This is a genomic window from Streptomyces sp. NPDC037013 (genome assembly GCF_055607265.1).
Genome location: NZ_JBVJRV010000009.1, coordinates 419,502 through 446,066 on the forward strand (window position 1 = coordinate 419,502; position 26,565 = coordinate 446,066).

General features: G+C 72.1%; 29 protein-coding genes and 1 riboswitch. Of the genes, 14 read left to right on the plus strand and 15 right to left on the minus strand.

Features of this window, described 5'->3' with window-relative positions; translation table 11 throughout:
* Positions 1-10 precede the first annotated feature (10 nt).
* From metF to ACZ7DY_RS32515, 4 genes are all read right to left on the minus strand, one after another.
* Positions 11-928 (minus strand): methylenetetrahydrofolate reductase [NAD(P)H], encoded by a 918-nt coding sequence (gene metF, locus ACZ7DY_RS32500; RefSeq protein ID WP_471141792.1) that lies wholly within the window; start codon positions 926-928, stop codon positions 11-13.
* A 103-nt stretch (positions 929-1,031) separates the two neighbouring features.
* Complete coding sequence (gene thiE / locus ACZ7DY_RS32505; RefSeq protein WP_471141794.1) at positions 1,032-1,688, minus strand: thiamine phosphate synthase; 657 nt, start codon at positions 1,686-1,688, stop codon at positions 1,032-1,034.
* Positions 1,689-1,822: 134 nt separating this feature from the next.
* Positions 1,823-2,188 carry an Rv2175c family DNA-binding protein gene (locus ACZ7DY_RS32510; RefSeq protein ID WP_471141796.1) on the minus strand — a complete coding sequence of 122 codons (366 nt, stop codon included), beginning with the start codon at positions 2,186-2,188 and terminating at the stop codon, positions 1,823-1,825.
* Between the two features lie 158 nt (positions 2,189-2,346).
* Complete coding sequence (locus ACZ7DY_RS32515; RefSeq protein ID WP_471141799.1) at positions 2,347-3,582, minus strand: NAD(P)/FAD-dependent oxidoreductase; 1,236 nt, start codon at positions 3,580-3,582, stop codon at positions 2,347-2,349.
* Between the two features lie 154 nt (positions 3,583-3,736).
* A riboswitch (TPP riboswitch) is annotated at positions 3,737-3,850 on the plus strand.
* On the opposite strand from ACZ7DY_RS32515, the gene thiO reads away from it, so the two are divergent.
* From thiO to ACZ7DY_RS32545, 6 genes are all read left to right on the plus strand, one after another.
* The gene (thiO, locus tag ACZ7DY_RS32520) at positions 3,848-5,089 is read left to right on the plus strand and encodes a glycine oxidase ThiO (protein WP_471141802.1); all 1,242 of its coding nucleotides are present in this window, start codon (positions 3,848-3,850) and stop codon (positions 5,087-5,089) included. (Overlaps the previous riboswitch by 3 nt.)
* Complete coding sequence (gene thiS, locus ACZ7DY_RS32525) at positions 5,086-5,298, plus strand: sulfur carrier protein ThiS (protein WP_471141804.1); 213 nt, start codon at positions 5,086-5,088, stop codon at positions 5,296-5,298. Before thiO ends, thiS begins: the two co-directional genes overlap by 4 nt.
* Positions 5,299-5,303: 5 nt before the next feature.
* Positions 5,304-6,098 carry a thiazole synthase gene (locus tag ACZ7DY_RS32530; RefSeq protein WP_471141806.1) on the plus strand — a complete coding sequence of 265 codons (795 nt, stop codon included), beginning with the start codon at positions 5,304-5,306 and terminating at the stop codon, positions 6,096-6,098.
* A gap of 91 nt (positions 6,099-6,189) precedes the next feature.
* Positions 6,190-8,148, plus strand: coding sequence for a Stk1 family PASTA domain-containing Ser/Thr kinase (pknB, locus tag ACZ7DY_RS32535; RefSeq protein WP_471141808.1), 1,959 nt, complete (start codon positions 6,190-6,192; stop codon positions 8,146-8,148).
* Positions 8,149-8,258: 110 nt separating this feature from the next.
* Positions 8,259-9,143, plus strand: coding sequence for a deoxyribonuclease IV (locus tag ACZ7DY_RS32540; RefSeq protein WP_471141811.1), 885 nt, complete (start codon positions 8,259-8,261; stop codon positions 9,141-9,143).
* 82 nt (positions 9,144-9,225) lie between these two features.
* Positions 9,226-9,804 carry a DUF4396 domain-containing protein gene (locus tag ACZ7DY_RS32545; RefSeq protein ID WP_471141812.1) on the plus strand — a complete coding sequence of 193 codons (579 nt, stop codon included), beginning with the start codon at positions 9,226-9,228 and terminating at the stop codon, positions 9,802-9,804.
* Between the two features lie 18 nt (positions 9,805-9,822).
* Here the strand turns inward: ACZ7DY_RS32545 and ACZ7DY_RS32550 are convergent, their stop codons facing one another.
* The gene (locus ACZ7DY_RS32550; RefSeq protein WP_471141815.1) at positions 9,823-10,455 is read right to left on the minus strand and encodes a sulfite oxidase-like oxidoreductase; all 633 of its coding nucleotides are present in this window, start codon (positions 10,453-10,455) and stop codon (positions 9,823-9,825) included.
* A 164-nt stretch (positions 10,456-10,619) separates the two neighbouring features.
* On the opposite strand from ACZ7DY_RS32550, the gene bfr reads away from it, so the two are divergent.
* Positions 10,620-11,099, plus strand: coding sequence for a bacterioferritin (bfr, locus tag ACZ7DY_RS32555; protein WP_457476112.1), 480 nt, complete (start codon positions 10,620-10,622; stop codon positions 11,097-11,099).
* Here bfr and ACZ7DY_RS32560 read toward each other — a convergent pair.
* The 3 genes from ACZ7DY_RS32560 to ACZ7DY_RS32570 all read right to left on the minus strand — a co-directional run bounded on the left by ACZ7DY_RS32560 (position 11,096) and on the right by ACZ7DY_RS32570 (position 13,490).
* A complete protein-coding gene (locus tag ACZ7DY_RS32560; RefSeq protein ID WP_471141817.1) occupies positions 11,096-11,344 on the minus strand; it encodes a (2Fe-2S)-binding protein in 249 nt (82 codons plus the stop codon). The two genes, bfr and ACZ7DY_RS32560, sit on opposite strands and share 4 nt — an antisense overlap.
* Before the next feature lie 152 nt (positions 11,345-11,496).
* A complete protein-coding gene (locus ACZ7DY_RS32565; protein ID WP_471141818.1) occupies positions 11,497-12,849 on the minus strand; it encodes a class II 3-deoxy-7-phosphoheptulonate synthase in 1,353 nt (450 codons plus the stop codon).
* A gap of 35 nt (positions 12,850-12,884) precedes the next feature.
* On the minus strand, positions 12,885-13,490 hold the full coding sequence (locus ACZ7DY_RS32570; RefSeq protein ID WP_471141821.1) for a DUF2867 domain-containing protein: 606 nt from the start codon (positions 13,488-13,490) through the stop codon (positions 12,885-12,887).
* A 45-nt stretch (positions 13,491-13,535) separates the two neighbouring features.
* On the opposite strand from ACZ7DY_RS32570, the gene ACZ7DY_RS32575 reads away from it, so the two are divergent.
* The 3 genes from ACZ7DY_RS32575 (at position 13,536) to ACZ7DY_RS32585 (ending at position 16,201) form a co-directional block, all read left to right on the plus strand.
* The gene (locus tag ACZ7DY_RS32575; RefSeq protein ID WP_471141824.1) at positions 13,536-14,129 is read left to right on the plus strand and encodes a TetR/AcrR family transcriptional regulator; all 594 of its coding nucleotides are present in this window, start codon (positions 13,536-13,538) and stop codon (positions 14,127-14,129) included.
* Positions 14,130-14,139: 10 nt separating this feature from the next.
* Entirely contained in the window at positions 14,140-14,199 is a 60-nt protein-coding gene (locus tag ACZ7DY_RS32580) for a trp operon leader peptide (protein WP_106977022.1), read from the plus strand.
* Between the two features lie 112 nt (positions 14,200-14,311).
* Positions 14,312-16,201 carry an anthranilate synthase family protein gene (locus tag ACZ7DY_RS32585; protein WP_471141827.1) on the plus strand — a complete coding sequence of 630 codons (1,890 nt, stop codon included), beginning with the start codon at positions 14,312-14,314 and terminating at the stop codon, positions 16,199-16,201.
* Here the strand turns inward: ACZ7DY_RS32585 and ACZ7DY_RS32590 are convergent.
* The 5 genes from ACZ7DY_RS32590 to ACZ7DY_RS32610 all read right to left on the minus strand — a co-directional run bounded on the left by ACZ7DY_RS32590 (position 16,144) and on the right by ACZ7DY_RS32610 (position 21,376).
* Positions 16,144-17,148, minus strand: coding sequence for a 2-hydroxyacid dehydrogenase (locus tag ACZ7DY_RS32590; protein WP_471141830.1), 1,005 nt, complete (start codon positions 17,146-17,148; stop codon positions 16,144-16,146). The genes ACZ7DY_RS32585 and ACZ7DY_RS32590 overlap by 58 nt on opposite strands.
* A 75-nt stretch (positions 17,149-17,223) precedes the next feature.
* Positions 17,224-18,261, minus strand: a complete 1,038-nt coding sequence (locus ACZ7DY_RS32595) for a 6-phosphofructokinase (protein ID WP_471141832.1) — start codon at positions 18,259-18,261, stop codon at positions 17,224-17,226.
* Between the two features lie 159 nt (positions 18,262-18,420).
* Entirely contained in the window at positions 18,421-19,065 is a 645-nt protein-coding gene (locus tag ACZ7DY_RS32600) for a response regulator (protein WP_471141943.1), read from the minus strand.
* A gap of 284 nt (positions 19,066-19,349) precedes the next feature.
* A complete protein-coding gene (gene macS, locus ACZ7DY_RS32605) occupies positions 19,350-20,591 on the minus strand; it encodes a MacS family sensor histidine kinase (RefSeq protein WP_471141834.1) in 1,242 nt (413 codons plus the stop codon).
* 44 nt (positions 20,592-20,635) lie between these two features.
* Positions 20,636-21,376: a lysophospholipid acyltransferase family protein gene (locus ACZ7DY_RS32610; protein WP_471141837.1), complete on the minus strand. Its 741-nt coding sequence runs from the start codon at positions 21,374-21,376 to the stop codon at positions 20,636-20,638.
* A 178-nt stretch (positions 21,377-21,554) separates the two neighbouring features.
* On the opposite strand from ACZ7DY_RS32610, the gene ACZ7DY_RS32615 reads away from it, so the two are divergent.
* The 4 genes from ACZ7DY_RS32615 (at position 21,555) to ACZ7DY_RS32630 (ending at position 24,754) form a co-directional block, all read left to right on the plus strand.
* A complete protein-coding gene (locus ACZ7DY_RS32615; RefSeq protein WP_471141839.1) occupies positions 21,555-22,334 on the plus strand; it encodes an alpha/beta hydrolase in 780 nt (259 codons plus the stop codon).
* The gene (locus tag ACZ7DY_RS32620; protein WP_471141842.1) at positions 22,327-22,956 is read left to right on the plus strand and encodes a hypothetical protein; all 630 of its coding nucleotides are present in this window, start codon (positions 22,327-22,329) and stop codon (positions 22,954-22,956) included. Before ACZ7DY_RS32615 ends, ACZ7DY_RS32620 begins: the two co-directional genes overlap by 8 nt.
* Before the next feature lie 159 nt (positions 22,957-23,115).
* Positions 23,116-23,799, plus strand: coding sequence for an RNA polymerase sigma factor (locus tag ACZ7DY_RS32625; protein WP_471141844.1), 684 nt, complete (start codon positions 23,116-23,118; stop codon positions 23,797-23,799).
* On the plus strand, positions 23,792-24,754 hold the full coding sequence (locus tag ACZ7DY_RS32630; protein ID WP_471141846.1) for a CU044_5270 family protein: 963 nt from the start codon (positions 23,792-23,794) through the stop codon (positions 24,752-24,754). Before ACZ7DY_RS32625 ends, ACZ7DY_RS32630 begins: the two co-directional genes overlap by 8 nt.
* 3 nt (positions 24,755-24,757) lie before the next feature.
* Here ACZ7DY_RS32630 and ACZ7DY_RS32635 read toward each other — a convergent pair whose 3' ends face one another.
* Positions 24,758-25,531, minus strand: coding sequence for an endonuclease/exonuclease/phosphatase family protein (locus ACZ7DY_RS32635; protein WP_471141848.1), 774 nt, complete (start codon positions 25,529-25,531; stop codon positions 24,758-24,760).
* A 76-nt stretch (positions 25,532-25,607) separates the two neighbouring features.
* On the minus strand, positions 25,608-26,561 hold the full coding sequence (locus ACZ7DY_RS32640) for an ROK family glucokinase (protein WP_471141851.1): 954 nt from the start codon (positions 26,559-26,561) through the stop codon (positions 25,608-25,610).
* Positions 26,562-26,565: the final 4 nt, after the last annotated feature.

The following is a 26,565-nucleotide window of genomic DNA, read 5'->3' on the forward strand; positions in this document are numbered from 1 at the left end:
GTACGACCGTTCAGGCCTGCTGGTGCAGGCCCAGATTCTCGTAGATTTCCAGCGTCGCCGTGGAGTTGTTGAGCGTGATGAAGTGCAGCCCCGGCACACCTTCGGCCAGCAACCGCGCGCAGAACTCCGTCGCGAACTCGATGCCAATGGAGCGTACAGCGGCGGGATCGTCTTTGGCCGAGAGCATCCGTTCTTTCAGCTCCGCGGGGAAGACGGCGTTGCTGAGCTGGGGCAGCCGGTCGAGCTGGCGGACGTTGGTGACCGGCATCATCTCGGGGATGATCGGGGTGTCGCAGCCCGCCTCCTCGACGCGGTCGCGCAGCCGCAGGTACTCCTCGGGGTCGAAGAACATCTGCGTGATCGCGTAGTCCGCGCCGGCCCGGCACTTGTCGATGAAGTGGCGGGTGTCGGACTCCCAGTCGGGCGAGCGCGGGTGCATCGCGGGGAAGGCGGCCACGCCCACGCAGAAGTCCCCGGACTCCTTGATGAGCTCGACCAGTTCCGAGGCGTAGGTGAGGCCCTCGGGGTGGGCGACCCACTCGCCGAGCGGGTCGCCGGGCGGGTCGCCGCGGACCGCGAGCATGTTCCTGATCCCCGCGTCCGCGTACTGCCCGATGATGTTGCGCAGCTCGGCCACGGAGTGGTCGACCGCGGTCAGGTGGGCGACGGGCGTGAGGGTGGTGTCGGCGACGATCTGCTGGGTCTCCCTGACCGTGCCGGTGCGCGTCGAGCCGCCCGCGCCGTAGGTCACGGAGATGAAGTCCGGGGCGACCGCCTCGACCCGCCGCAGCGCGTTCCAGAGGTTCCGCTCGCCCTTGGGGGTCTTGGGGGCGGAGAACTCGAACGAGAACGTCGTCTTACCGGTCGCGAGCATGTCGCGCACCGTGCGCGCACGGTCAGTCCTGGTCGAAGCTGTGCCTAGGGCCATATGGGCAGGTTAGCCAGGCCGGGACGGTCCCCCAACCAGAGTGGGGAGAATTGGCCGGTTTGCCGGGTTGTTGTCCACGGATCGGACACTCCCGGGCTGTTGCTCACACAGCTGTACGCAGCCGCTTCGCCAGGTCGGCCGCGGCCGCGCCCGGGTCGTCGGCCTCGGTGATCGCCCGCACGACGACGACACGGCGGGCACCCGCCTCCAGGACCTCGTCGAGGTTGCCCGCGTCGATGCCGCCGATGGCGAACCACGGGCGGTCGGTGCCGAGCGAGGCCGTGTGGCGGACGAGGCCGAGGCCGGGGGCGTGGCGGCCCGGCTTGGTGGGCGTGGGCCAGCACGGGCCCGTGCAGAAGTAGTCCACGCCGGCCTGGACGGCGGCCGCGGCGGCCTCGGTCCCGGAGTGCGTGGAGCGGCCGATCAGGACGTCCTCGCCGAGGACGGCACGGGCCGCGGGGACGGGCAGGTCGCCCTGGCCGAGGTGGAGCACGTCGGCGCCGATCGCGTGGGCGACGTCCGCGCGGTCGTTCACCGCGAGGAGCTTGCCGTGCCGCCGTGCGGCGTCCGCGAAGATCTGGAGGTGCTCCAGCTCCTCCGCGGCCTCCATGCCCTTGTCGCGCAGCTGCACGATGTCGACGCCGCCCGCGAGGACGGCGTCGAGGAACTCCGGAAGGTCCCCCTGGCGCCTGCGGGCGTCCACGCACAGGTAGAGCCGGGCGTCGGCGAGCTGGGCACGGTGATCGGCGGCGGCAGCCATGGAGTAGTCCCCCCGTTGTCGGTGGCGTGCGGGAGCGTCGGGCGTACGGGCGCGTGCGGGCGCGTATGGCGCCGCTCCGGCTCCCGCTCCCGTACGCCGGACGGTGTGTTCAGGTCAGACGGCCGAGCACCTGCTCAGACGGCGAGCGCCTGGGCGCGGCGCTTCACCTCCGTGCCGCGATTCTCGCTCAGTGCCTGCGCGGGGGTGCCGGGCAGGGTCGGGTCGGGGGTGAAGAGCCACTCGAGCATCTCTTCGTCGGAGAAACCGTCGTCCCTCAGGAGCGTCAGGGTGCCGGCGAGGCCCTTGACGACCTTGTCGCCGTCGATGAAGGCGGCCGGCACCTGCAGCGCGCGGTTCTCGCCACGGCGTACGGCGATCAGCGTGCCCTCCCTGACCAGCTGGCGCACGCGGGTCACCTCGACATCGAGCATTTCCGCGATGTCGGGGAGGTGCAGCCAGGCGGGGACGAGAGCATCGGTCTTTGCGTCAATCTCGGTCACCTCCCCAGCGTATCTCTGGCCGGGGGGCCTGGGGTGGGGGGTGAGGTGGCTGGGGGTGCGGTTGTTGATCGTCTGCGGGCCGTGGGGGCTTGGCGCGCAGTTCCCCGCGCCCATGGGCGGCGACTGCCTTGCCCGGCGCCGGGAGGTCGAGGGTGGGGTTACAGGGTTGCTTTTTTTAGGGGGATTGCGGGGTTTGCCGTCAGGGTGGGGTTCAGGGGGGTGGCCGATTCGATGAGTTTGCGGCCCTGGGCCAGGTCGCGGGGGCGGCCCACCGCCAGGACGGCCACCAGGGCGCCGTCGCGGAGCCAGCAGACCGACCAGGCCACGCCCGTCGGGTCGCCGCGCCACACCAGCCGGTCGGCGCCCGCGTGGTGGCCCGCGTACTGGACGAAGCGGCCGAACTGCTCCGACCAGAAGTACGGCACGGGGTCGTACGGCGCCGGAGTCTCGCCGATGATGTTCGCCGCGACCGTGCGCGGGCCCTGGAGGGCGTTGTCCCAGTGGTGGACGAGGAGGCGCTCGCCGTACCGCCCGGAGGGGAAGGAGGCGCAGTCGCCGACCGCGTACACGTCGGGCGCCGAGGTGCGCAGCCGGTCGTCGGTCACGACCTCCCGGTGCGCGCCCAGCTCGATGCCCGAGGTGGTCAGCCACTCGGTCGCCGGGCGTGCGCCGATGCCGACGACGACGGCGCCCGCGGCCAGCCGGGTCCCGTCGGAGAGGAACACGGCGCCCGGCTCGACGCGCTCCACGCGCGCGTGGGTGCGCAGCACCGCTCCGGAGTCGGCGTACCAGCCGGCCATGGGCGCCGCGACCTCCTCGGGCAGCGCCCCCGCGAGCGGCCGCGCCGCGGCCTCCACGACCGTCACGGAGCAGCCCGCCTCGCGCGCCGCCGTCGCGAACTCCGCGCCGATCCAGCCCGCCCCGACGACCACGACGTCGTGCTGCTCGGCGAGGACCGGACGGAGCCGTTCGGCGTCGTCCAGGGTGCGCAGGAGGTGGACCCCCCGCACCCCCTCGGTGCCGGGCAGGCCGATCGGCTCGGCGCCGGTCGCGATGACCAGGACGTCGTAGGCGAGGGGGCCCGCCTCGGTGTCGAGGAGGTGGTCGGCGGGGCGCACCCCGGTGACCGCACGGCCCAGGTTCAGCTCGATGCCGAGCGCCTCGAAGTCGATGTCGAAGGCCGAGCCCTCCGCCTTGCCGAGGAGCACCGCCTTGGACAGCGGCGGCCTGTCGTACGGCTGGTGGGGCTCGGCCCCGACCACGGTGACCGCACCGGCGAAGCCCTGCTCGCGCAGTGCCACCGCGGTCTGCACCCCGGCCATCCCCGCGCCGACGATGACGACGTGCCGCTCCGCCTGCCGCTCTTTCCCGGTCTGCTTCCGCTGCTCGCTCACCCGATCACTGTAGGGCGGCGGGCCGGGGCGCCCTCAGACGGACGGGAGGAGATCTCTGACACACCGTCACTGTACGTATCCGGACACCTCCCCCGGCCCGCCCCCGGGCGGCTCCCCTACTGCCGCGCGGGGCGACGGGCTAGGGTGGCCGGTGCAGAGCACTCGCGGGAGCCCGGACGCACCGGGCTGAGAGGGAGGCTGGGACGGCCTCCGACCGTACGAACCTGATCCGGGTCATGCCGGCGAAGGGAGGGGCTGGACGCCCATGCATCCACGTACACCGACCAGCACCACGACGAGCGCGTCCCCAGGCACCACGGCGGACGTCGTCGTCGTCGGGGGCGGCATCATCGGCCTGGTCACGGCGTGGCGGACCGCGCAGCGCGGGCTCTCCGTCACCGTCGTCGACCCCGAGCCGGGCGGCGGCGCCGCCCAGGTCGCGGCGGGCATGCTGGCCGCCGTCACCGAACTGCACTACGGCGAGCAGACGCTGCTCGGCATCAACCTCGAATCCGCCCGCCGCTATCCGGACTTCGCCGTGGAGCTGACCGAGGCGAGCGGGCGCGACCTCGGCTACCGCGCGTGCGGCACGCTCGCCGTCGCGCTCGACTCCGACGACCGCGCCCACCTGCGCGAGCTGCACGCCCTGCAGCAGCGTTCGGGGCTGACGTCCCAGTGGCTGAGCGGCCGCGAGTGCCGCCGCCTGGAGCCGATGCTCGCGCCGGGCGTACGGGGCGGGCTGCGGGTCGACGGCGATCACCAGGTCGACCCGCGCAGGCTGGCGGCGGCGCTCCTGGTGGCGTGCGAGCGGGCCGGCGTCGTCCTCCACCGGACGCGGGCCGAGCGCCTGACCGTCGCGGGGGGCCGGGCGCGCGGAGTCGTCCTCGCGGACGGCACCGCGCTGTCCGCGGCACAGACCGTGCTCGCGGCGGGCAGCCTCAGCGGCCGGTTCGCGGGCGTCCCCGACGACGTCCTGCCGCCCGTGCGCCCCGTCAAGGGGCAGGTTCTGCGGCTTACGGTGCCGACGCCGTACGCGCCGTTCCTGAGCCGCACCGTGCGGGCCGTGGTGCGCGGCGGCCACCTCTACCTCGTGCCGCGCGAGAACGGCGAGCTGGTCGTCGGCGCGACCAGCGAGGAGCTCGGCTGGGACACCACGGTCACCGCGGGCGGCGTCTACGAGCTGCTGCGGGACGCGCACGAGCTGGTGCCCGGCATCACCGAGCTGCCGCTGACCGAGACCCGCGCGGGGCTGCGCCCCGGCTCGCCCGACAACGCGCCGCTGCTCGGCCCGACCCGGCTCCCCGGACTCCAGCTGGCCACCGGCCACTACCGCAACGGCGTCCTCCTGACGCCCCTCACCGGCGACGTCATGGCGCACGCCCTGACCACCGGTGAACTGCCGGACGAGGCACGCCCGTTCACCCCGTGCCGCTTCGAGGGCGCCTCCGGTGCGGCGGCCCCCTCCCTCTCTGCCCGCACGCAGTCCTTCACGGAGCAGCCCGTATGAGCACGTCCCTCGCCGTTTCCGTCAATGGAGAAGAACGCGCCGTGGCACCGGGCACCACGCTCGACGCCCTCGTGACCACCCTCTCCACGGCGCACTCCGGTGTCGCCGCCGCCGTCAACGAAACCGTCGTCCCGCGCGCGCAGTGGTCCACCACGGCGCTGGCCGAGGGCGACCGCGTCGAAGTACTCACCGCCGTACAGGGAGGCTGAACACCATGGCAGACGACCCCTTCGTCATCGGCGGGCTCACCCTCTCCTCGCGCCTGATCATGGGCACGGGCGGTGCGCCCAGCCTCGACGTCCTCGAACGCTCCCTGGTGGCCTCCGGCACGGAGCTGACCACCGTCGCGATGCGCCGGCTCGACCCGGGGGTGCAGGGCTCGGTGCTCTCGGTCCTCGACCGGCTCGGCATCCGGGTGCTGCCCAACACCGCGGGCTGCTTCACGGCGGGCGAGGCGGTCCTCACCGCCCGTCTCGCGCGGGAGGCGCTCGGCACGGACCTGGTGAAGCTGGAGGTGATCGCCGACGAGCGCACCCTGCTGCCCGATCCGGTCGAGCTCCTGGACGCCGCCGAGGTCCTGGTCGACGACGGCTTCACGGTCCTGCCGTACACCAACGACGATCCGGTGCTCGCGCGGAAGCTGGAGGACGTCGGCTGTGCGGCGATCATGCCGCTCGGTTCGCCCATCGGCTCGGGGCTCGGCATCCGCAACCCGCACAACTTCCAGCTGATCGTGGAGCACGCGCGCGTGCCGGTGATCCTCGACGCGGGCGCGGGCACGGCGTCCGACGCGGCGATCGCGATGGAGCTGGGGTGCGCGGGCGTGATGCTCGCCTCCGCCGTGACGCGGGCGCAGGAGCCGGTCCTGATGGCGGAGGCGATGCGGCACGGCGTCGAGGCCGGGCGCCTCGCGCACCGCGCCGGACGCATCCCGCGGCGGCACTTCGCCGAGGCGTCCTCGCCCGTGGCCGGCATGGCCAGGCTCGATCCGGAGCGGCCGGCGTTCTGAGCGGCGGGGAGCGTCACAGCTCGGCTGCAGTCCCGCCCCGAATCCGACCGGACGGGCAGAGGTGTCGGCGGTGCCTCGTAGACTCCCCTGCGTGGACACGACCCTTCAGGACCCGCTCGTCGGGCAGCTGCTCGACGGCCGTTACCGGATCGACGGGCGCATCGCTGTCGGCGGGATGGCCACGGTCTACCGGGCCGTGGACACCCGCCTCGACCGCGTGCTCGCGCTCAAGGTGATGCACCCGACACTGGCGGCCGACGCCTCCTTCGTCGAGCGCTTCATCCGCGAGGCCAAGTCGGTCGCCCGCCTCTCCCATCCGAACGTGGTGGGCGTCTTCGACCAGGGCACCGACGGTTCGTACGTCTATCTGGCGATGGAGTACATCGCGGGCTGCACCCTGCGCGACGTCCTGCGCGAGCGCGGTGCGCTGCAGCCGCGGGCCGCGCTCGACATCCTGGAGCCGGTCCTCGCCGCGCTCGGCGCCGCGCACCGGGCCGGCTTCGTGCACCGCGACATGAAGCCGGAGAACGTCCTCATAGGGGACGACGGCCGGGTGAAGGTCGCCGACTTCGGACTCGTCCGCGCGGTGGACACCGTGACGAACACGACGGGCACCGTCCTCGGCACCGTCTCGTACCTCGCCCCCGAGCAGATCGAGCACGGCACGGCGGACACCCGTGTGGACGTGTACGCCAGCGGGGTCGTGCTCTACGAGATGCTGACCGGCGCCAAGCCGCACTCCGGTGACTCCCCCGCCCAGGTCCTCTACCAGCACCTCAACGAGGACGTGCCGCCCCCGTCGGCCCTCGTCCCGGGTCTCGCCTTCGCGCTCGACGAGGTGGTCGCCTCGGCCACCGCGCGCAACCCCGACATCCGTCCGTACGACGCGGTGGCGCTCCTCGCCCAGCTCAGGGACGCGCGGGCCGCCCTCACCGAGGAGCAGCTCGACGCGGTGCCGCCACAGGCGCACCCGGCGGACCACGACGGCTCCGAGGACCGCACCAGCGTGATCCCGCGCGCGGCACGCCCCGTACAGCTCCCGCTGCCCGCCGAGGACGGCGGGCCCGCGCGGGACGGCCAGGACGCGCTGAACCGCACCAGCGTCCTCGCGACGCCGCCGCCCGGCCCGCCGGCGGCCGCGCCGGCCTCGCGGCGGCGGTTCGACCCGCGCCGCCGCATGATCGCGGTCATAGCCGGCGTCCTGCTCGTCCTGGGCCTCGGCACCGGCATCTGGTACATCAACTCCGGCCAGTTCACCGAGGTCCCGCCGGTCCTCACCAAGACCGAGGCGCAGGCCAAGAAGCGGCTCGACGAGGCCGGCCTCGACGTGAAGGACGTCAAGCGCAAGTACAGCGACACGGACAAGCGCGGCACGGTCATGGCCAGCGACCCCGCGGCCGGCGAGCGCATCCGGCAGAACGGCGACGTGACGCTGACCGTCTCCCTCGGCCCGGAGACCGTCAAGGTCCCGGACGTGAAGGGCATCCCCCTGGCCGCCGCGAAGAAGGAGCTCAAGAACTCCGGACTCGCGCCCGGCATGGTCACCAAGAGTTTCAGCGAGGACGTCAAGAAGGGCTCCGTGATCAGCACGGACCCGCGGACCGGCTTCACCCGCAAGGCGGGCTCGGCGGTCGCGCTGGTCGTCAGCAAGGGCCGGCCGGTCGAGATCCCTGACGTGGTGGGCGACTCCCAGGCCGACGCCACCGCCGATCTCCGGGACGCCGGGCTCGAGGTCGAGGTGGTCGAGGAGCGGGTCAACTCCGACGAGGACAAGGGAGACGTCGCCCGGCAGTCGCCCGCGGCGGACAAGACCGTCGCCGAGGGCGACACCGTCAAGCTGACGATCTCCAAGGGCCCGCCGCTGGTCGAGGTCCCCGACGTGACCGGCATGAGCGTCGACGAGGCCAAGGACCGGCTGGAGGGCGCGGGCTTCGAGGTGGACGAGGACCGCGGCCTGCTGGGGCTCTTCGGCGACACCGTGAAGAAGCAGTCGGTGGACGGCGGCGACAAGGCCCCGAAGAACTCGACGATCACGATCACCATCCGCTGAGCGGCACCCCCGGGGCCCGGCGCCACCCGCCGCGCCCCGGGACCGCCGCTTGGGACCGCTGTTCGGGACCGCTGCCCGCGCATCGCCCCGCGCGTGCCACCCTTGACGGCGTGAGCAGCAACAAGTCCCCCTTCTCCGCGTCCCGCAACCCCGTCGGCGCCCATGTCCCCGTGGCCGGCGGTCTCGCCACCGTCGGCCTGTCGTACGCCCGTGATCTCGGCGCCGAGGCCGTCCAGGTCTTCGTCGCCAACCCGCGCGGCTGGGCGACCCCACCCGGCAACCCGAAGCAGGACGAGGCCTTCCGCGCGGCCTGCGCGGCGGAGGGCATCCCCGCCTACGTCCACGCGCCGTACCTGATCAACTTCGGCTCGCACACCGAGGCGACCGTCGAGAAGTCCGTGGAGTCCCTGCGCCACTCGCTGCGCAGAGGCCGGGAGATCGGCGCGCTCGGCGTCGTCGTGCACACGGGCTCGGCGACCGGCGGCCGGGAGCGCGCGGTCGCCCTCGCCCAGGTGCGGGAGCGCATGCTGCCGCTGCTCGACGAGCTGACCCATGAGGACGACCCGTTCCTGCTCCTGGAGTCCACCGCGGGGCAGGGCGCCTCGCTCTGCTCCCGCACCTGGGACTTCGGCCCGTACTTCGAGGCGCTGGACTCCCACCCCAAGCTGGGCATCTGCCTGGACACCTGCCACATCTTCGCGGCGGGCCACGACCTGACGGGGCCGAGCGGCATGAAGCAGACCCTGGACCTCCTCGTGGACACGGTCGGTGAGGGCCGCCTCAAGCTCGTGCACGCCAACGACTCCAAGGACGTCACCGGGGCCCACAAGGACCGCCACGAGAACATCGGCACCGGCCACATCGGCGAGGAGCCCTTCCGCGAGCTGATGCTGCATCCCGCCACGGAGGGCGTGCCGCTGGTCATCGAGACGCCCGGCGGCAAGGAGGGGCACGTGGCGGACGTGGCGCGCCTGAAGGAGCTCAGGACGGTCTGAAAACCCTTGAGGAATACCCCTAGGGGGTATACGGTTCCTGTCAGAGGCGGCAGGAACCGTTATCCGACGTTGGGGGATTCTCATGCAGCACGACACGCATGCCGAGCACACCGAGCACGCGCACCACGCCGAAGGCCACGACCACGGCGGGCACCACGGCCACGACCACGCCCAGCACCAGGCCGGGCACCACGGTCACGGCCACCACCACGGTCACGGTGACGGCAAGGTCAGCTGGAGCATGGCGGCGCAGGCCACCCTCCACTGCCTCACCGGATGCGCCATCGGCGAGGTGCTCGGCATGATCATCGGCACCGCGCTCGGCTGGGGCAACATGCCGACGATGATCCTCGCGATCGTCCTGGCCTTCGGCTTCGGTTACGCGCTGACGCTGCGCGGCATCCTCAAGGCCGGCGTCGACTTCAAGACGGCGTTCCGGGTCGCGCTCGCCGCCGACACCCTCTCGATCGCGGTCATGGAGCTGATCGACAACGGCGTGATCACGCTGTGGCCGGGCGCCATGGACGCGCACCTGTCGGACGCCATGTTCTGGTGGGTCCTGGCCATCGCCCTGGCGCTCGCGTTCGTGGTCACCACACCGGTGAACAAGTGGATGATCGGCCGCGGCAAGGGCCACGCGGTGGTGCACCAGTACCACTGACCGCCACCGCAGGGGGGATCAGAGCTCGGGGCCGTCCCCGGGCTCTTCCTGGTAGGAGTAGCGCTGCTCACGCCACGGGTCGCCGACGTTGTGGTAGCCGCGCTCCTCCCAGAAACCGCGGCGGTCGGCGGTCATGTACTCGATGCCGCGGACCCACTTGGGGCCCTTCCAGGCGTACAGGTGGGGCACCACGAGCCGGAGCGGGAAACCGTGCTCGGCGGTGAGCAGTTCGCCGCCCTTGTGGGTGGCGAAAATCGTGCGGTCGGAGGCGAAGTCCGCCATGCGCAGGTTCGAACTGAAGCCGTACTCGGCCCAGACCATCACATGGGTGGCGTTCGGTGCGGGCGGCGCGATCTCCAGGAGCGTGCGGGCCGGCACCCCGCCCCACTCGGCGCCCAGCATGCTGAACTTCGTGACGCAGTGCAGGTCGGCGACGACCGTGTCGTACGGGAGGGCGGAGAACTCCTCGTGCGTCCAGCAGTGCTTCTCACCGTCGGCGGTGGCGCCGAAGACCCTGAACTCCCAGCGCTCCGGCCGGAACTTCGGCACCGGGCCGTAGTGCGTGACCGGCCAGCCGCGCTGCAGCCGCTGACCCGGCGGAAGCTCCGGCTCCGCTGCCTGTCGAGATGCGCGTTCCGCCGGCTGACCCATGACTCCATCCTGACAGACCCGGGGCGGTGGACGTGACCAGCCGCAGCCCCGGGGCGCTGATTGGGGCAACTCCTACTAAGCGTGCACTTACTGGACGGCCTCCGAACACCGGTGCAAGGATGCGCGTCACCTGCCCAGTAACCCGTGTGGAAGGAGCCTCTGCGATGCAGGGCGACCCCGAGGTCATCGAATTTCTCAACGAGCAGCTGACCGCCGAACTCACGGCGATCAACCAGTACTTTCTCCACGCCAAGATGCAGGAAAACTTCGGCTGGACGAAGCTCGCGAAGTACACCAGGTCCGAGTCGTTCGACGAGATGAAGCACGCGGAGGTGCTGACCGACCGGATTCTGTTCCTCGACGGTCTGCCCAACTACCAGCGGCTCTTCCACGTCCGGGTCGGCCAGACGGTCACCGAGATGTTCCAGGCCGACCGGCAGGTCGAGGTGGAGGCGATCGACCGTCTCCGGCGCGGCATCGAGGTGATGCGGGCCAAGGGCGACATCACGTCCGCGAACATCTTCGAGTCGATCCTCGAGGACGAGGAGCACCACATCGACTATCTGGACACCCAGCTCGAGCTGGTCGAGAAGCTGGGTGAGGCGCTCTACATCGCGCAGCTCATCGAGCAGCCGGAGAGCTAGGCGGCTTCGGGAAGCGCCGCGTCGGCCGCCAGTGCCACGGCGGGTTCTCCCTGGTCCACCAGCTCACGGCGGGGGCACGCGCCCCGGCCGAGCAGTGCCTGGATGCGTCGTACGCACGAACCACAGTCCGTGCCGGCCTTGCAGGCAGACGCTATCTGGCGGGGGGTGCAGGCACCGTCCGCCGCGTGCTTCTTCACCTGCGCTTCGGTGACCCCGAAACAGTTGCAGACGTACACGCGGTTCACCTCCCGGAGTGGATTCATCGGCAGCGCCGTCCCGATTAATCGGTGAGGCTAACCTAACCTTACCCATGGCTCCGAGTCCACAAAAGCCCCTGATACGCCGGTGGGGCGCGGATCACATGGATCCGCGCCCCACTCGTGCGTACGGCCAAGGACTACTGGTCGCGGTACATCTCGGCGACCAGGAACGCCAGGTCGAGCGACTGGCTGCGGTTGAGCCGCGGGTCGCAGGCCGTCTCGTAGCGCTGGTGCAGGTCGTCGACGAAGATCTCGTCGCCGCCGCCCACGCACTCGGTGACGTCGTCACCGGTGAGCTCGACGTGGATGCCGCCCGGGTGCGTGCCGAGGGCCTTGTGGACCTCGAAGAAGCCCTTGACCTCGTCGAGCACGTCGTCGAAGCGGCGGGTCTTGTGACCGGACGCCGCCTCGTAGGTGTTGCCGTGCATCGGGTCGGTGATCCAGGCGACGGTCGCGCCGGAGGCGGTGACCTTCTCGACCAGCTCGGGCAGCTTGTCGCGGACCTTGTCGGCGCCCATGCGGACGATGAAGGTCAGCCGGCCGGGCTCGCGGTCGGGGTCGAGGCGCTCGATGTACTGCAGCGCCTCCTCGGCCGTGGTGGTCGGGCCGAGCTTGACGCCGATGGGGTTGCGCACCTGGGAGGCGAACTCGATGTGCGCGTGGTCCAGTTGGCGGGTGCGCTCACCGATCCAGACCATGTGGCCCGAGGTGTCGTAGAGCCGGCCGGTGCGCGAGTCGACGCGGGTGAGCGCCGACTCGTAGTCGAGCAGCAGCGCCTCGTGGGAGGCGTAGAACTCGACGGTCTTGAACTCCTCCGGGTCGGTGCCGCAGGCCCGCATGAAGTTGAGCGCGTTGTCGATCTCGCGGGCCAGCTGCTCGTACCGCTGGCCGGACGGGGACGACTTCACGAAGTCCTGGTTCCAGGCGTGCACCTGGCGCAGGTCGGCGTAACCGCCGGTGGTGAAGGCGCGCACCAGGTTGAGCGTGGAGGCGGAGGCGTTGTACATCCGCTTCAGGCGCTCGGGGTCCGGGATGCGGGCGGCCTCGGTGAAGTCGAAGCCGTTGACGGAGTCGCCCCGGTAGGTCGGGAGCGTCACGCCGTCGCGGGTCTCGGTCGGCTTGGAGCGCGGCTTGGAGTACTGCCCCGCGATGCGGCCCACCTTCACGACGGGCACGGACGCCGCGTACGTGAGGACGGCGCCCATCTGGAGCAGGGTCTTCAGCTTGTTCCGGATGTGATCGGCGGAGACGGCGTCGAAGGCCTCGGCGCAGTCGCCGCCCTGGAGCAGGAACGCCTCTCCCTTGGCGACGGAGGCCAGTCGGGCGCGCAGCTGGTCGCACTCGCCCGCGAAGACGAGGGGCGGATACGACTCGAGGTCCGCGATCACATCGCGCAGAGCCTCGGCATCGGGGTACTCGGGCTGCTGCGCCGCGGGCAGGTTTCGCCAGGTGTTGCCACCGGTTGCGGTGGTCTTAGCGTTCACGGTCACCTCGTCAACATTACGTGGTGCAGGGCGCCGTCCATTCACCCGCTCACCAAGTGAGACGGAGCAGACACCGTGGAGTGATCGCCTTCCCGCGCCCGGTCGCCGGCGTGCGGGGCGGCGAGGGCGAGCCCGCGGTGGGCGCGCCGCAGTGCCATGCGGGCCATGAAGGGGTGCACGGGCCGCACGGCGGCCCAGTAGAGCCGGGCGCGCCAGGTGTCGGCCCGCACGGCCGTGCTGAGGGTGACGTGCCGCTCGTCGACCAGGATCGAGGCGCGGGCGGTCAGCCCTGCCGTGCTCACGTCCATGAGCAGCTCACCGCCGTCGCGGGCGATCACCGGGAAGGCGTCGCGCAGGACGCGGGTCCACGCGCCGGGGTCGCTGGGCAGTCCGGCGCGCATCTCCATGCGGTAGGCGTCCCGGTAGCCGGGCCGGTCCACGGAGGCCCGCAGCAGCCGGGCCCCCCGCGGCACCGGCACCGTCTCCGGCCTTGGCCACCGGAGCCGGTCGATAAGGCGGTGCCGCACCTCCAGGACGTGCCGCACCAGGCAGCGCCCCTCCCCCAGCGGCTCGACCGTGACCTCGTGGAAGCCTTCGCCGGCCGGGGCCTCGACGACCCGATGGTGTTCGTCGCGCACGACTCCCATGCCGTACCTCCATACGCTGGCGTATGGTGAACCGTACGGTAGCGTATGGACATGGCGCAACGGCAGCAGAAGAAGGCCCCCGCGAAGCCCCGGCTGACCGCCGACGACTGGGCGGACGCCGCACTGAACGCGATCGGCGAGGGCGGCATCGCGGCCGTCGCCGTCGAGCCCCTCGCGGTCCGCCTCGGCACCACCAAGGGGAGCTTCTACTGGCACTTCGCGGGCCGCGACGCCCTCGTCGAGGCGGCCCTTGCGCGGTGGGCGCAGCTCCACACGGAGGGGATGATCAGCCACGTCGAGACCGAGCCGGACCCCCGCAGGCGGATCCGGCTGCTCTTCGCCGAGGCGATCACCGCCGCCGCCTCGGGCCCCCTCGAGGTCTCCCTCCTGGCGACCGCCGAGCACCCGCAGGTGGCGGCCGCCCTGCGGAAGGTGACCGAGCGCCGCCTCGCGTACGTCGCCGAGCTCTTCGCCGGCCTCGGCTTCCCGGAGGCGGAGGCGCGCCGGCGCGGCCTCCTCGCGTACAGCGTCTACCTGGGCCACACCCAGCTCGGCCACGCGGTGCCCTCGGTCGTGCCGTCCGGCGCGGAACTCGGCACGTACCTCGACGAGAGTCTCGATCTCCTGATGGTGCGCTAAGGTGCGGGACATGCACGCGCAGACGACGACCCGAAACTGGTGGTGGCCCGCTCATCCGGCGGCCCACTGACTCTGCGCGCACACAGACTCGCGAAGGCCGCCCGAGGGGCGGCCTTCAGTGTTTTCCGGGTTCTCCGGGACCAGCCGGGCCGTTCCTCTCCGAGTGAGAAGGAACCGAACCGATGCACCTCACCGACCTCCTGTCCGACGACCGCCCCTTCGCCCTGCTGCGCCGCCGCACCCCGGGCCACGACCACGACACCGTCGAGGTCCTGATCGGCCCGACGGGCACGTACGAACGGCTCGCCGACCTCCCCGAGGGACTCGCCCTCGTGCCCTTCCGGCAGATCAGAGAGCGCGGCTTCGACGTCCGTGACGACGGCACGCCGCTGACCGTCCTCACCCCCGAGGAGCGGCACGAACTCCCGCTCGCCGAGGCCCTGTCGGCGCTGCCCGCGCACGAGGTGCGGGTCGAGGGCGGGGCCTTCGACGTGACCGACGCCGCGTACGCGGACACCGTGGGGCGGGTCCTGCGCGAGGAGATCGGCCGGGGCGAGGGCGCCAACTTCGTCATCCGCCGTACGTACGAGGGTGAGATCCCCGGCTTCGACCGGGCCGACGCCCTCGCGCTCTTCAGGCGGCTGCTCGTGGGCGAGCGGGGCGCGTACTGGACGTACGTCGTGCACACGGGAGAGCGCACGCTGGTCGGGGCGAGCCCCGAGGTGCACGTGCGGATGTCCGGCGGGACCGTCGTCATGAACCCCATCAGCGGGACCTACCGCTACCCGGCCGCCGGGCCCACCGCCGACGACCTGCTCGCCTTCCTCTCCGACGGCAAGGAGATCGAGGAGCTGTCGATGGTCGTCGACGAGGAGCTCAAGATGATGTGCACCGTCGGCGACATGGGCGGTGTCGTGATCGGGCCGCGGCTGAAGGAGATGGCCCACCTCGCGCACACCGAGTACGAGTTGCGGGGCAAGTCGTCGCTGGACGTGCGGGAGGTCCTGAAGGAGACCATGTTCGCGGCGACCGTCACCGGCTCGCCCGTGCAGAACGCCTGCCGGGTCATCGAGCGGTACGAGACCGGCGGCCGGGGCTACTACGCGGGCGCCCTCGCCCTCATCGGCCGGGACGCGGGCGGCGCGCAGACCCTGGACTCGCCCATCCTGATCCGCACCGCCGACATCTCCGCGGCCGGGCGGCTGCGGGTGCCGGTCGGCGCCACCCTGGTGCGCGGCTCGGACCCGCTGGGCGAGGTCGCCGAGACCCACGCCAAGGCCGCGGGGGTACTGGCCGCCCTCGGCGTGCGTCCCGGCCGCCCCCGCGAGGAGAGCGCCGGGCCCGCCCTCGCCGACGACCCGCGGGTGCGGGCGGCACTGGACGGCCGGCGCGCGTCGCTCGCACCGTTCTGGCTGCGGATGCAGGAGCCGCGGGCGGAGCTGAGCGGGCACGCGCTCGTCGTGGACGGCGAGGACACCTTCACCGCGATGCTCGCCCACGTGCTGCGCTCGCTGGGCCTGGAGGTGTCGGTGCTCGGTCACGGCACGGCGGGACTGCGCGAGGCGGTGCTCGCGCACCGGGGGCCCGTCGTGCTCGGCCCCGGGCCGGGCGACCCCCGCGACCTCGCCGATCCCAAGATGCGGTTCCTGCGCTCCCTCGCCGCGGAGGTGATCCGCAGCCATGAGTACGGCGTGCTCGGGGTCTGCCTGGGGCACGAGCTGATCGCGGCCGAGCTGGGCCTCGAGATCGTCGCGAAGGACGTGCCGTACCAGGGCGCGCAGACCGCCGTCGACCTGTTCGGGCGGACCGAGACCGTCGGCTTCTACAACAGCTTCGTGGCGCGCTGCGACGACGACGCGGCGCTGGAGCTGGCCGCGCACTCCGTGGCGGTCAGCAGGGACGCGGCCAGCGGTGAGGTGCACGCGGTGCGCGGGGCGTCCTTCGCCGGCGTGCAGTTCCACCCGGAGTCGGTGCTCACGCTGCGCGGGACCGGCATCGTGCGGGAGCTGCTCGGTCAGCTCCTGGCCGCCGCGGGGACCAGGACGTTCTCGGAGCGGCGGCCCGCCCGGTAGTCCAGGACGTTGCGCACCGTGGTGTCGATGATCTGGCCGACCGCGTCCGCGGTGTAGTACGCCTGGTGGGACGTGACCACGACGTTGGGGAAGGTGACGAGGCGGGCCAGGGTGTCGTCCGCGACGACCTCGAGGGACTTGTCGAGGAAGAAGAGGCCCGCCTCCGCCTCGTACACGTCGAGGCCCACGCCCGCGAAGCGGCCGGCCCGCAACTCGCCGACCAGGGCCTCGGTGTCGATCAGGCCGCCCCGGCTTGAGTTCACCAGGATGGCGTCGTCCTTCATCCTGCGCAGGGCGGCGGCGCCGATGAGGTGCTGGGTGGACGGGAGCAGCGGGACGTGCAGGCTGACGAGGTCGGCCTCGGCGAGGAGTTCGTCCTTCTCGACGTACTTCATGCCGAGCTCGACGCAGGCGGGGTTCTCGGCGACGTCCCAGCCGAGCAGCCGCATCCCGAAGCCGTGCGCGATGCGGGTGAAGGCCTCGCCGATCTTGCCGGTACCGAGCACGCCGACCGTGCGGCCGCGCAGGTCGCGGCCCATGAGCCCGTCGAGGCGGAAGTCGAAGTCGCGGGTGCGGTTGCTCGCGCGGACGATGCGGCGGTTGACGGCCATGGCGAGGGTCCAGGCGAACTCGGCCACGGAGTAGGGCGAGTAGTACGAGACGCGCGCGACGGTGAGGCCGAGGCGCTCGGCGACCTGCAGGTCGATGTTGTTGAAGCCGGTGGAGCGCTGGGCGATCATCTGCGTCCCGCCGGCGGCGAGGGTCTGCAGGACGTGGTTGTTCAGCGTGGCGTTGACGCTGGAGGAGATGATCTCGTAGCCGGCGGCGATCGGGGCGGTGTCCTCGGTGAGGAAGACGTCGAGGCAGCGGACCTCGCAGTGCCCCTCGAAGGCCTTCTCGATCAGCGGCTTCTCGTCGGACTGCACGCCGAACGCGAGGATCTCCATGGGCGTGAGTCTATGTACCGCCTCCCGGGACGGCACCCGGAGCCGGGGCCGTCCCGGGGGGGGGAACCGGCGAGGTCAGCCGAAGAAGACGCCGACCTCCGCGTAGAGCGCGGGGTCCACCGTCTTCAGCTTCGCCGTGGCCTGCGCGATCGGGACCCGCACCACGTCCGTGCCCTGTAGCGCGACCATCTTGCCGAAGTCGCCGTCCCGCACCGCCTCGATCGCGTGCAGACCGAACCGGGTGGCGAGCCAGCGGTCGAAGGCGCTCGGGGTGCCGCCGCGCTGGACGTGCCCGAGGACCGTGGTGCGCGCCTCCTTGCCGGTGCGCCCCTCGATCTCCTTGGCCAGCCACTCGCCGACGCCGGAGAGGCGGACGTGCCCGAAGGAGTCCTGCGAGCCGTCCTTGAGGACCATCTCGCCGTCCTTGGGCATGGCGCCCTCGGCGACGACCACGATCGGCGCGTACGACGCCTTGAAGCGCGAGGTCACCCAGGCGCAGACCTGGTCGACGTCGAAGCGCTGCTCGGGGATGAGGATGACGTTGGCGCCGCCCGCGAGGCCCGAGTGCAGCGCGATCCAGCCGGCGTGGCGGCCCATGACCTCGACGACGAGGACGCGCATGTGGGACTCGGCGGTGGTGTGCAGCCGGTCGATCGCCTCGGTGGCGATGCCGACGGCGGTGTCGAAACCGAAGGTGTAGTCGGTGGCGGAGAGGTCGTTGTCGATGGTCTTCGGGACGCCGACGACCGGGACGCCGTACTCGTCGGTGAGGCGCGCGGCCACCCCCAGCGTGTCCTCGCCGCCGATCGCGATCAGGGAGTCGACCTCGTGCTTGGCGAGGTTCTCCTTGATGCGGCGCACGCCGTTCTCCGCCTTGAACGGGTTGGTGCGCGACGAGCCGAGGATGGTGCCGCCGCGCGGCAGGATGCCGCGGACGGCGGGGATGTCGAGCGGGACGGTGTCGCCCTCCAGCGGACCGCGCCAGCCGTCCCGGAAGCCGACGAAGTCATAGCCGTACTCCTGCACGCCCTTGCGGACGACGCCCCGGATGACGGCGTTGAGCCCGGGGCAGTCGCCGCCGCCGGTCAGTACGCCGATTTTCTTGGCCCCCATAGGAAAAGTCCCTTCGCGTCAGTGACCTGATGCGCGTCACGCTAATGGTGATGCAGGTCACTCCGGGACGGGGTGAACGGTCAATTCCTGTGCTGTTCCGGGGAGTTGATCACGCGCTTTCACTCGTACGAGGGGCACGCGTCGGCGGCTTCGCGCCGGTCACGCGTCGTCGAGACCCCGCTCGATGGCGTACCGGACGAGCTCCACCCTGTTGTGCAGCTGGAGCTTGCCGAGGGTGTTCTGGACGTGGTTCTGCACGGTGCGGTGCGAGATGACGAGGCGTTCGGCTATCTGCTTGTAGCTCAGGCCCTTGGCGACCAGGCGCAGGACCTCCGTCTCGCGGTCGGTGAGCCGCGGGGCCTTCGGGTCGTCCGGGGTGCCGGTGGCGGGCTCGGTGGCCAGGCGGCGGTACTCGCCGAGGACGAGGCCGGCCAGGCCCGGCGTGAAGACCGCGTCGCCGACGGCCGTGCGGCGCACCGCGTCGATCAGCTCCTCGGTGGACGCCGACTTCAGGAGGTAGCCGGTGGCGCCGGACTTCACGGCCTCCAGGACGTCGGCGTGCTCGCCGCTGGCGGAGAGGACGAGGACGCGCAGCGCCGGGTTGGCGGCGACGAGTTCCTTGCAGACCTGCACGCCCGGCTTGAGCGGGAGGTTCAGGTCGAGGACGAGGACGTCGGGGGCAGCCGCCTGGGCGCGCCGGACCGCCTGCTCGCCGTCGCCCGCGGTGGCGACCACGTCGAGGCCCGCCTCGGCGAGGTCGCGGGCGACCGCGTCACGCCACATGGGGTGGTCGTCGACGACCATGACCTTGATCGGGGCGGCCGCTTCCGTGGGCCCTGCCGTCTCTGTGCCCGCTGCTGTCACCGTGGGCCCTGCCGTCTCTGTGGCCGCTGCTGTCACCGTGGAACCTGCCGTCTCTGTGGCCGCTGCTGTCACCGTGGAACCTGCCGTCTCGGTGGCCGCTGCTGTCGCCGTGGCCGCCTCCGTCGCCGTGGACCCTGCTGTCGCCGTGGCCTCTGCCGTCGCCGTGGCCGCGTCGGTCCCGGTGGCCGGTTCCTGTCCCTGCCGGCCGTTCATCGCGTACTCGCTCATCGTGCCTTTTCCGCCTTCCCCCGTGTCTCCCGCGCCCTTTCGCGCGGCACTCTCAGTTCCACTTCCGTGCCCTGGCCCGGCACCGAGATCAGCTCGGCGGTGCCCCCGATGTCCCGCAGCCGCCCCCGGATCGACAGGGCCACCCCGAGGCGCCCCTCCCCCTCGGCCTCGGCGAGCCGGCCCTCCGGGATGCCGGGCCCGTCGTCCCTGACCGACACGATGACGCTCTCCGGCTCGTCCTCGACCAGGATCCAGGCGCGGGCGCCGGCGCCCGCGTGCCTGCGGACGTTGTCCAGGGCGGCGCCGACGGCGGCGGCCAGTTCCCGCGCTGCGCCGGGCGGCAGCAGCACCGGCGCCCCGGGCTCGGAGAGCGTCACCTGCGAGCCCGCGTGGGCGGCGAGCAGCGACCGCAGATCGCACGGCGCGCTCTCGTCCGGCTCGTCGTCCGGCACCTCGACGGCCCGTACGACGGCGCCCTGCGAGGCGTCCTCCGAGGCGCGCGAGGCGGGCACCATCCCCCCGGCGACCAGGGCGCGCAGCGCGACCTCCTGTTCGCCGGCGAGGCGGCCGAGCTCCGCGGCCTCGCCGCCGATGGCGGTGCCGCGCCGCTGCACCATGGCGAGGACCTGCAGGACGCTGTCGTGGATGTCGCGGGCGAGCCGTTCGCGCTCGCGGGTCGCCGCCTCTATCTCCAGGGCCCTGGCCAGGGTGCGCTCGGAGGCACGGGCCAGCTCCACGACGTATCCGATGGCGATGGAGGCGATGCAGACCAGCAGGACGTTGTGGAGGGTGTCGCGGCTGAACGCGCCGCGCTGCACCACATTGGCGACGCCGACCAGGAGGGAGGCCGAGGCCGCCCACCGCCAACCGCCCTTGATCGCGAAGGCGAGGACCGAGCCGGCCGTCCATATGGAGGGCAGCGTCGGTCCGCCGTCGACGATCCGCTGCTGGGAGTCGGCGAGCGGGGTGAGCAGGATGCCCACGATCGCGACGGTCAGGTCGGCGACGAGGAACCGCCTGGTGCAGCTCGCCGCGTTGGCGACGCGGGGCAGGGTGGCCAGGGTCCAGGGGGCGAGCACCGCGTAGTAGGCGACGGCGAGCCAGGGGCGGTCCAGCTTCTCGTGCGCCGCCACGAAGAGCCCGATCGCGTACAGCAGGGTCAGCACGCGGTAGGCGGTGAGCGCGCGCCACAGCGGCTGCTCGACCGACATCCTCATGACTTTCTCGCGCTTGGCCATGTCCCCCCGTCCCCCGCCGTGCTCCCGCCCCTGAACGGACGCGGCTAGGAGCCGGAACGTTCCTTGTCCGCCGCCTTGTCCGCCGCGTCCTTCTCCGCCGCCTTGGCGGCCTTCGCCGCCTCGCTGATCTGACGCTTCGCCGCCGTCGCGTACATGTCGACGTACTCCTGGCCGGAGAGCTTCATGATCTCGTACATGACCTCGTCGGTCAGCGCGCGCAGCACGAAGCGGTCCTGCTCCATGCCCTGGTAGCGCCTGAAGTCGAGCGGCTTGCCGATCCGGATGCCGGGCCGCATCAGCTTCGGCAGGACCTTGCCGGGCGGCTGGATCTTCTCCGTGTCGATCATCGCGACGGGGAGCACGGGGGCGCCGGTGGCGAGCGCCACGCGCGCGAGGCCGCCCGGCTTGCCGCGGTAGAGGCGGCCGTCGGGCGAACGGGTGCCCTCGGGGTAGATGCCGAAGAGCTCGCCGCGCTCCAGGACCTCGATGCCGCTCTTGATGGCCGCCTCGCCCGCGCCGCGCCCGCCGGAGCGGTCCACGGGCAGCTGGCCCACGCCCTTGAAGAAGGCCGCGGTGAGCTTGCCCTTCACGCCCGGCGAGGTGAAGTACTCCGCCTTGGCGATGAACGTGACCTTGCGGTCGAGGACCGCGGGGAGGAAGAACGAGTCGGAGAACGAGAGGTGGTTGCTCGCCAGAATCGCGGGGCCCTCGGCGGGAACGTTCTCAAGGCCCTCCACCCAGGGCCTGAAGCCGAGCTTCAGCGGCCCTCCGATGGCAACCTTCATTGCGCCGTAGATCAAACCGAGTGCCTCCTGTTTCTGTGGATCAGACCTTAACCCGGGGTACCGCCAATGGGCCCGACGACCCTGGTCGGTGTCAGTCCGGTCGCGTACGGTGAAGTACTCCTCGCATCCCCCCGCAGCCCGTTGCCACCCCTGCCACCTCTCACGAAGGAGACCGAAGGTGCCGGTCCTCCCCGGAGCCGAGCCGTACCGCCACGAAGGCGGCGAGGTCGGCGTCCTCCTCTGCCACGGCTTCACCGGATCCCCGCAGTCGCTGCGCCCCTGGGCCGAGTACCTGGCGGAGCGCGGCCTGACCGTCTCGCTGCCGCTGCTGCCCGGGCACGGCACCCGCTGGGAGGACATGCAGATCACCGGCTGGCAGGACTGGTACGCGGAGGTGGAGCGCGAGCTGCGCGGCCTCCTCGACCGGTGCGAGCGGGTCTTCGTCTTCGGGCTCTCCATGGGCGGGGCGCTCGCGCTGCGCCTGGCCGCCAAGCACGGGGACGCGATCAGCGGCCTCGTCCTCGTCAACCCGGGGAACAAGGTGCACGGCGCGGCGGCCCACGCCCTGCCCCTCGCGCGCCACTTCGTGCCCAGCACCAAGGGCATCGTCAGCGACATCGCCAAGCCCGGCTCCGAGGAGATCGGCTACCACCGCATCCCGCTGCACGCCGCGCACTCCCTGCGCCGCTTCTTCCGCATCGTCGACGCCGAGCTGCCGCAGGTGACCCAGCCGCTCGTGGTGCTGCACAGCCCCCGCGACCACGTGGTACCGCCCGCCGACTCGGCCAGGATCCTCGGCCGCGTCTCCTCCAGGGACGTCACGGAGATCCTGCTGGAACAGAGCTACCACGTCGCGACGTTGGACTACGACGCGGACCGGATCTTCGAGGAGAGCCACGCGTTCATCGGCCGGCTCGCCCCCAGCTTCGGCAAGGAAGGGACGGCCACCGGTGGCTGAGCACCACGCGGACCGCGAAGAGAGCCGCGAGCCCGAGAAGAGAGACGAACCCCTGGAGGGGCTGCCCCTGGAGGGCCTGCCCGTGGACGAGGACGCCGCCTGGCAGGCGATCGTCGCGGGGTACGGCGAGGAGCCCGCGGACCCGCCGGGCGCCAAGCCCTTCAAGTCCGTCGAGGACCTGGCCCTTTTGGAGACGGAGACCAACGGCCCCGCGGGCGGCCCGGCGAAGGACCCCGGCGACGCGGGCGCCGGGGACAAGCCGGGCACCGGCAAGCCGCTCGGCAGCTCCGTCTCGTTCGCGCCCGGCGTCGGCGGCCCGCGCGACCACAGCCTCGCGGAGCCCTCCGAGAGCGACTTCGACGCCGACGACGAGGGTCATTTCGTGCCGCCCGAGCCGCCGCCGCTGCCCGAGGCCGACGTGACGGCCAAGTTCGCCTGGCTCGCCGTGCTCGGCGGCCCGCTGCTGATCCTGCTCGCGGTGCTGTTCGGCTGGCAGATGACGTGGTGGCTGACGACGCTCGGCATCGGCGGTTTCCTCGGCGGCTTCGCCACCCTGGTGATGCGGATGAACGGCGGGGACGACGAGGAGGACGACGACCCGGGACGCGGCGCGGTCGTCTGAGTCCCGCACGGCGCGAGGGGCCCGCCCGGATTTCTCCGGGCGGGCCTTTCGTGTGCCCGCACCCCGGATGGAACCCGATCCCGGCCGGCGGCGAAGAAGGGGTGAACCACCGGACGAGCCCAAGCCTTCGAGGCGTTCGGACGAACGAAAGGAGCCCCGATGACCGTCGATCCCGGCGTCCCCCTCGGTGCGCACCACCCCGAGGCCCGCGCCGGTCGGCACGTGCTCCACAGGGGAGAGCACGTGCCGCCGCCCGGGCAGCCCGAGCCGAGTGACGCCCGGTCCATCGAACGGTCCCGGGACGAGCCCGAGCAGTTCGCCGTCCTCTACGACCGGCACGCCGACTCCGTATACCGGTACGCGGCACGCCGGCTCGGCCCCGAGGCGGCGGAGGATCTGATGGCCGACACCTTCATCACCGCCTTCCGGCAGCGCCACCGGTACGACCCGGCGCGGGCCGACGCCCGCGCCTGGCTGTTCGGCATCGCGACCAACCTCATCGGCCGGCACCGCAGGGCCGAGGCCCGCCGCTTCAGGGCGCTGGCGCGGGTGCCCTCGCCGGTGCCGCACGAGGAGCCGGTCGCCGACCGCGCGGTGGCCCGAGCGGGCGCCGCGGGGCTCCGCACGGACCTGGCGGCGGCGCTGGCCGGGCTCTCCGCCCGCCACCGCGACGTGGTCCTCCTCGTGGCGTGGGCCGACCTCAGCTACGAGGAGGCGGCGCAGGCGTTGGGGGTGCCCGTCGGCACCGTCAGATCACGGCTGCACCGGGCTCGCAGCGCGTTGCGCGAAGCACTGGGCGGGTCCGATCCGACAGCTTTCCAGGAGGCACACGCCCATGAATGAACTCGATGAACTGCGCGGCTGGGAGGCGGGGGCTCCCCCGCTGGACGACGACACCCGCCATCGGGGGCGGGTGCGGCTGTTCGCCGCGATGAACGAACGTCCCGCAGCGGTACGGCCGTCGCGGCGCCGCCCCGTGCTGCGCATCGCCCTCACCGGCCTGGTGACGGCCGCGGTGGCGGCGACCCTTCTGGTCACCGGCGACGGTACGAACGATGGGCAGCGGGCGAAGCCGCCCGCCGTCGGCTCACCGAACGCGGCCACCGTCGCCGCCGCGAAGGTGCTCGGCGGCGCGGCGGCCCGGGAGCGCAGGCACGAGAAGCGGACCGTGGTGCCCCGCGACGACCAGTTCCTCTACTCCAAACGGGTCATCAAGGAAACGGAGCAGAAGACCGGCGAGGTCAGGACCTACACCGATGAGATGTGGGACTCGGTGGACGGCTCCAAGCGCTCCCTGTCCATGGAGCTCGGCAAGGTCATGTGGGAGGAGCCCATGGGCAAGGGCGAGGGGGTGTGGCCGCCCCGCCGGTGGGCCGAGCTGAAGAAGCTGCCCACCGACCCCGAGAAGCTCGTCCCGGCCATCGTGTCCATGGGCAGCGGCGACACCCCGATCAGCGCACTCACCGAGGACGACCGGGCGCAGGCCTACTTCCTGCTCGGCGAGCTCCTGAAGGCTCCGACGCTGCCCGAAGGACTGCGCGCCGCGGCCTACGAAGGACTGGCGCTCGTGCCCGGCGTCAAGACGGTCGAAGGGGTCGAGGACTCCGCCGGGCGTCCCGGTGTGGGGATCGCCTACCCCTCCCGGTTCAAGGGCAGGTACCTCATCTTCGACCCGAAGTCCTATGCGTTCCTGGGCTTCCGTGATGAGCGGGTCTCGCGCGACGGGAAGAAGACGTACACGCAGCTGTCACACACCGTCGAGTGGGCGGTCGTCGACAAGGTGAGGCAGCGGCCGTAGACCTCACCGCGCCTCGTCACCCCGACGGGACGCGGGAACCCTGAGGGCGGCCAGGACCGGCAGGTGGTCCGTGGCCGCCCGCAGGTCTTCCTCGCTCACCCCGGGCAGCCCCAACGGCACGCCGCAGCCGAGGACTTCGATGCCCGGCGTGGCGAAGAGGGCGTCGATGCGCTGGTGCGGGTCGGCCGGCGTCGAGGTGTTCTCGCTCCCCCACGGCTTCGCCGCCCAGCAGTCCGTCAGCGCCGCGGCGAGCCTGCGGAAGGTCCGTCCGTCGGGCCGCTCGTTGAGGTCGCCGCCGGCGACCGCATGCTCCACGCCCATCCCGGCGAGCCGGTCGAGGAGCATGCCGCCCTGCTCGTACCGCTCGTCGCCCTGGAGGCTCAGGTGGCAGCTGAGGACACCGAGCCGGGCGCCGCCGAAGCGGACGACGGCGGTGGCGAAGCCGCGCCGGTGCAGGCCGGGGGTGAGCGGGAGCAGGACGTCCTCGGTGCGTTCGACGGTGGCGCGCAGGGAGCAGAGGAGCGCGGGTCCGGCCGCGCTGCCGCCGCCGGAGAGGATCACCAGGTCGGCCGCGTGGGCGAGGCGGGCCAGCTTCTTGCGCCAGCGGAAGAAGCGCGGGGCCTCCTGGATCAGGACGAGGTCGGGGGCGCAGGCGGAGATGATCCGGGCGAGCGCGGCGGTGTCGTCGCGCATCGAGCGGATGTTGTAGCTGAGCACCCGGACGACGGCCGAACCGTCGGTTTCGGTGCGGGAGTTGGGGAGCAGGTCGCTGGCCATGGCGATCAAGATACGACAGTGCCCGCCGCTCCCCGAGGGGACGCGGCGGGCACCGGGCAGACCGTGCCGGGCGGTCTCACATGACCGGGTCGGGCTCCCGCGCCAGGTCGGCCGCGCCGACCAGGCCCGCCTTGTTGCCCAGCTGGGCGGCGATGACCTGGGCCTCGGGGCGCCAGGCGGCACCGACGAGCCACCGCTTGAAGGACTTGCGGATCGGGTCGAGGACCAGCTCGCCCTCGTCCGAGAGGCCGCCGCCGACGATGAACGCGGACGGGTCGAAGAGCGACGCCAGGTCGGCGAGGCCGGCGCCGGCCCAGCGGGCCAGCTCGCGGTAGGAGTCGATCGCGACGGCGTCGCCCTGACGGGCGGCCATCGAGATGTGCTTGCCCTCGATGCCCTCGGGGGTGCCGTCGCCCAGCGAGAGCAGGTACTCCGCGTTCTCCGGGGTGGCGTTGGCGCGCTGCTTGGCGTACCGCACGAGGGCGCGCCCCGAGGCGTACTGCTCCCAGCAGCCCTGGCTGCCGCAGCCGCAGAGCAGGCCGTCCGGCACCATCCGGATGTGGCCGAACTCGGCGGCCACGCCGAAGTGGCCGCGGCGCAGCTTGTTGCCGATGATGATGCCGCCGCCGAGGCCGGTGCCGAGCGTGATGCAGATGACGTTGCGGTGGCCCTTGCCACCGCCGAAGCGGTACTCGCCCCAGGCCGCGGCGTTGGCGTCGTTCTCCACGACGACCGGCAGGCCGACGCGCTTCTCGACCTCTTCCTTCAGCGGCTCCTGCCGCCAGTCGATGTTCGGCGCGAAGTAGACCGTGGAGCGCTGGCGGTTGACGTATCCGGCGGCGCCGATGCCGACGCCGACGATCTCGTGTCCGGCCCGCGCGCCCGCGACGGCGGAGGCGATCGCGTCGACGATGGCCTCGGAAGTACCAGGGGTCGGCACCTTGAAGGTCGAGAGGATGTTGCCGTCCTCGTCGACCACTCCGGCCGCGATCTTGGTGCCGCCGATGTCGACGCCGATGGTGAGTCCCATGAAT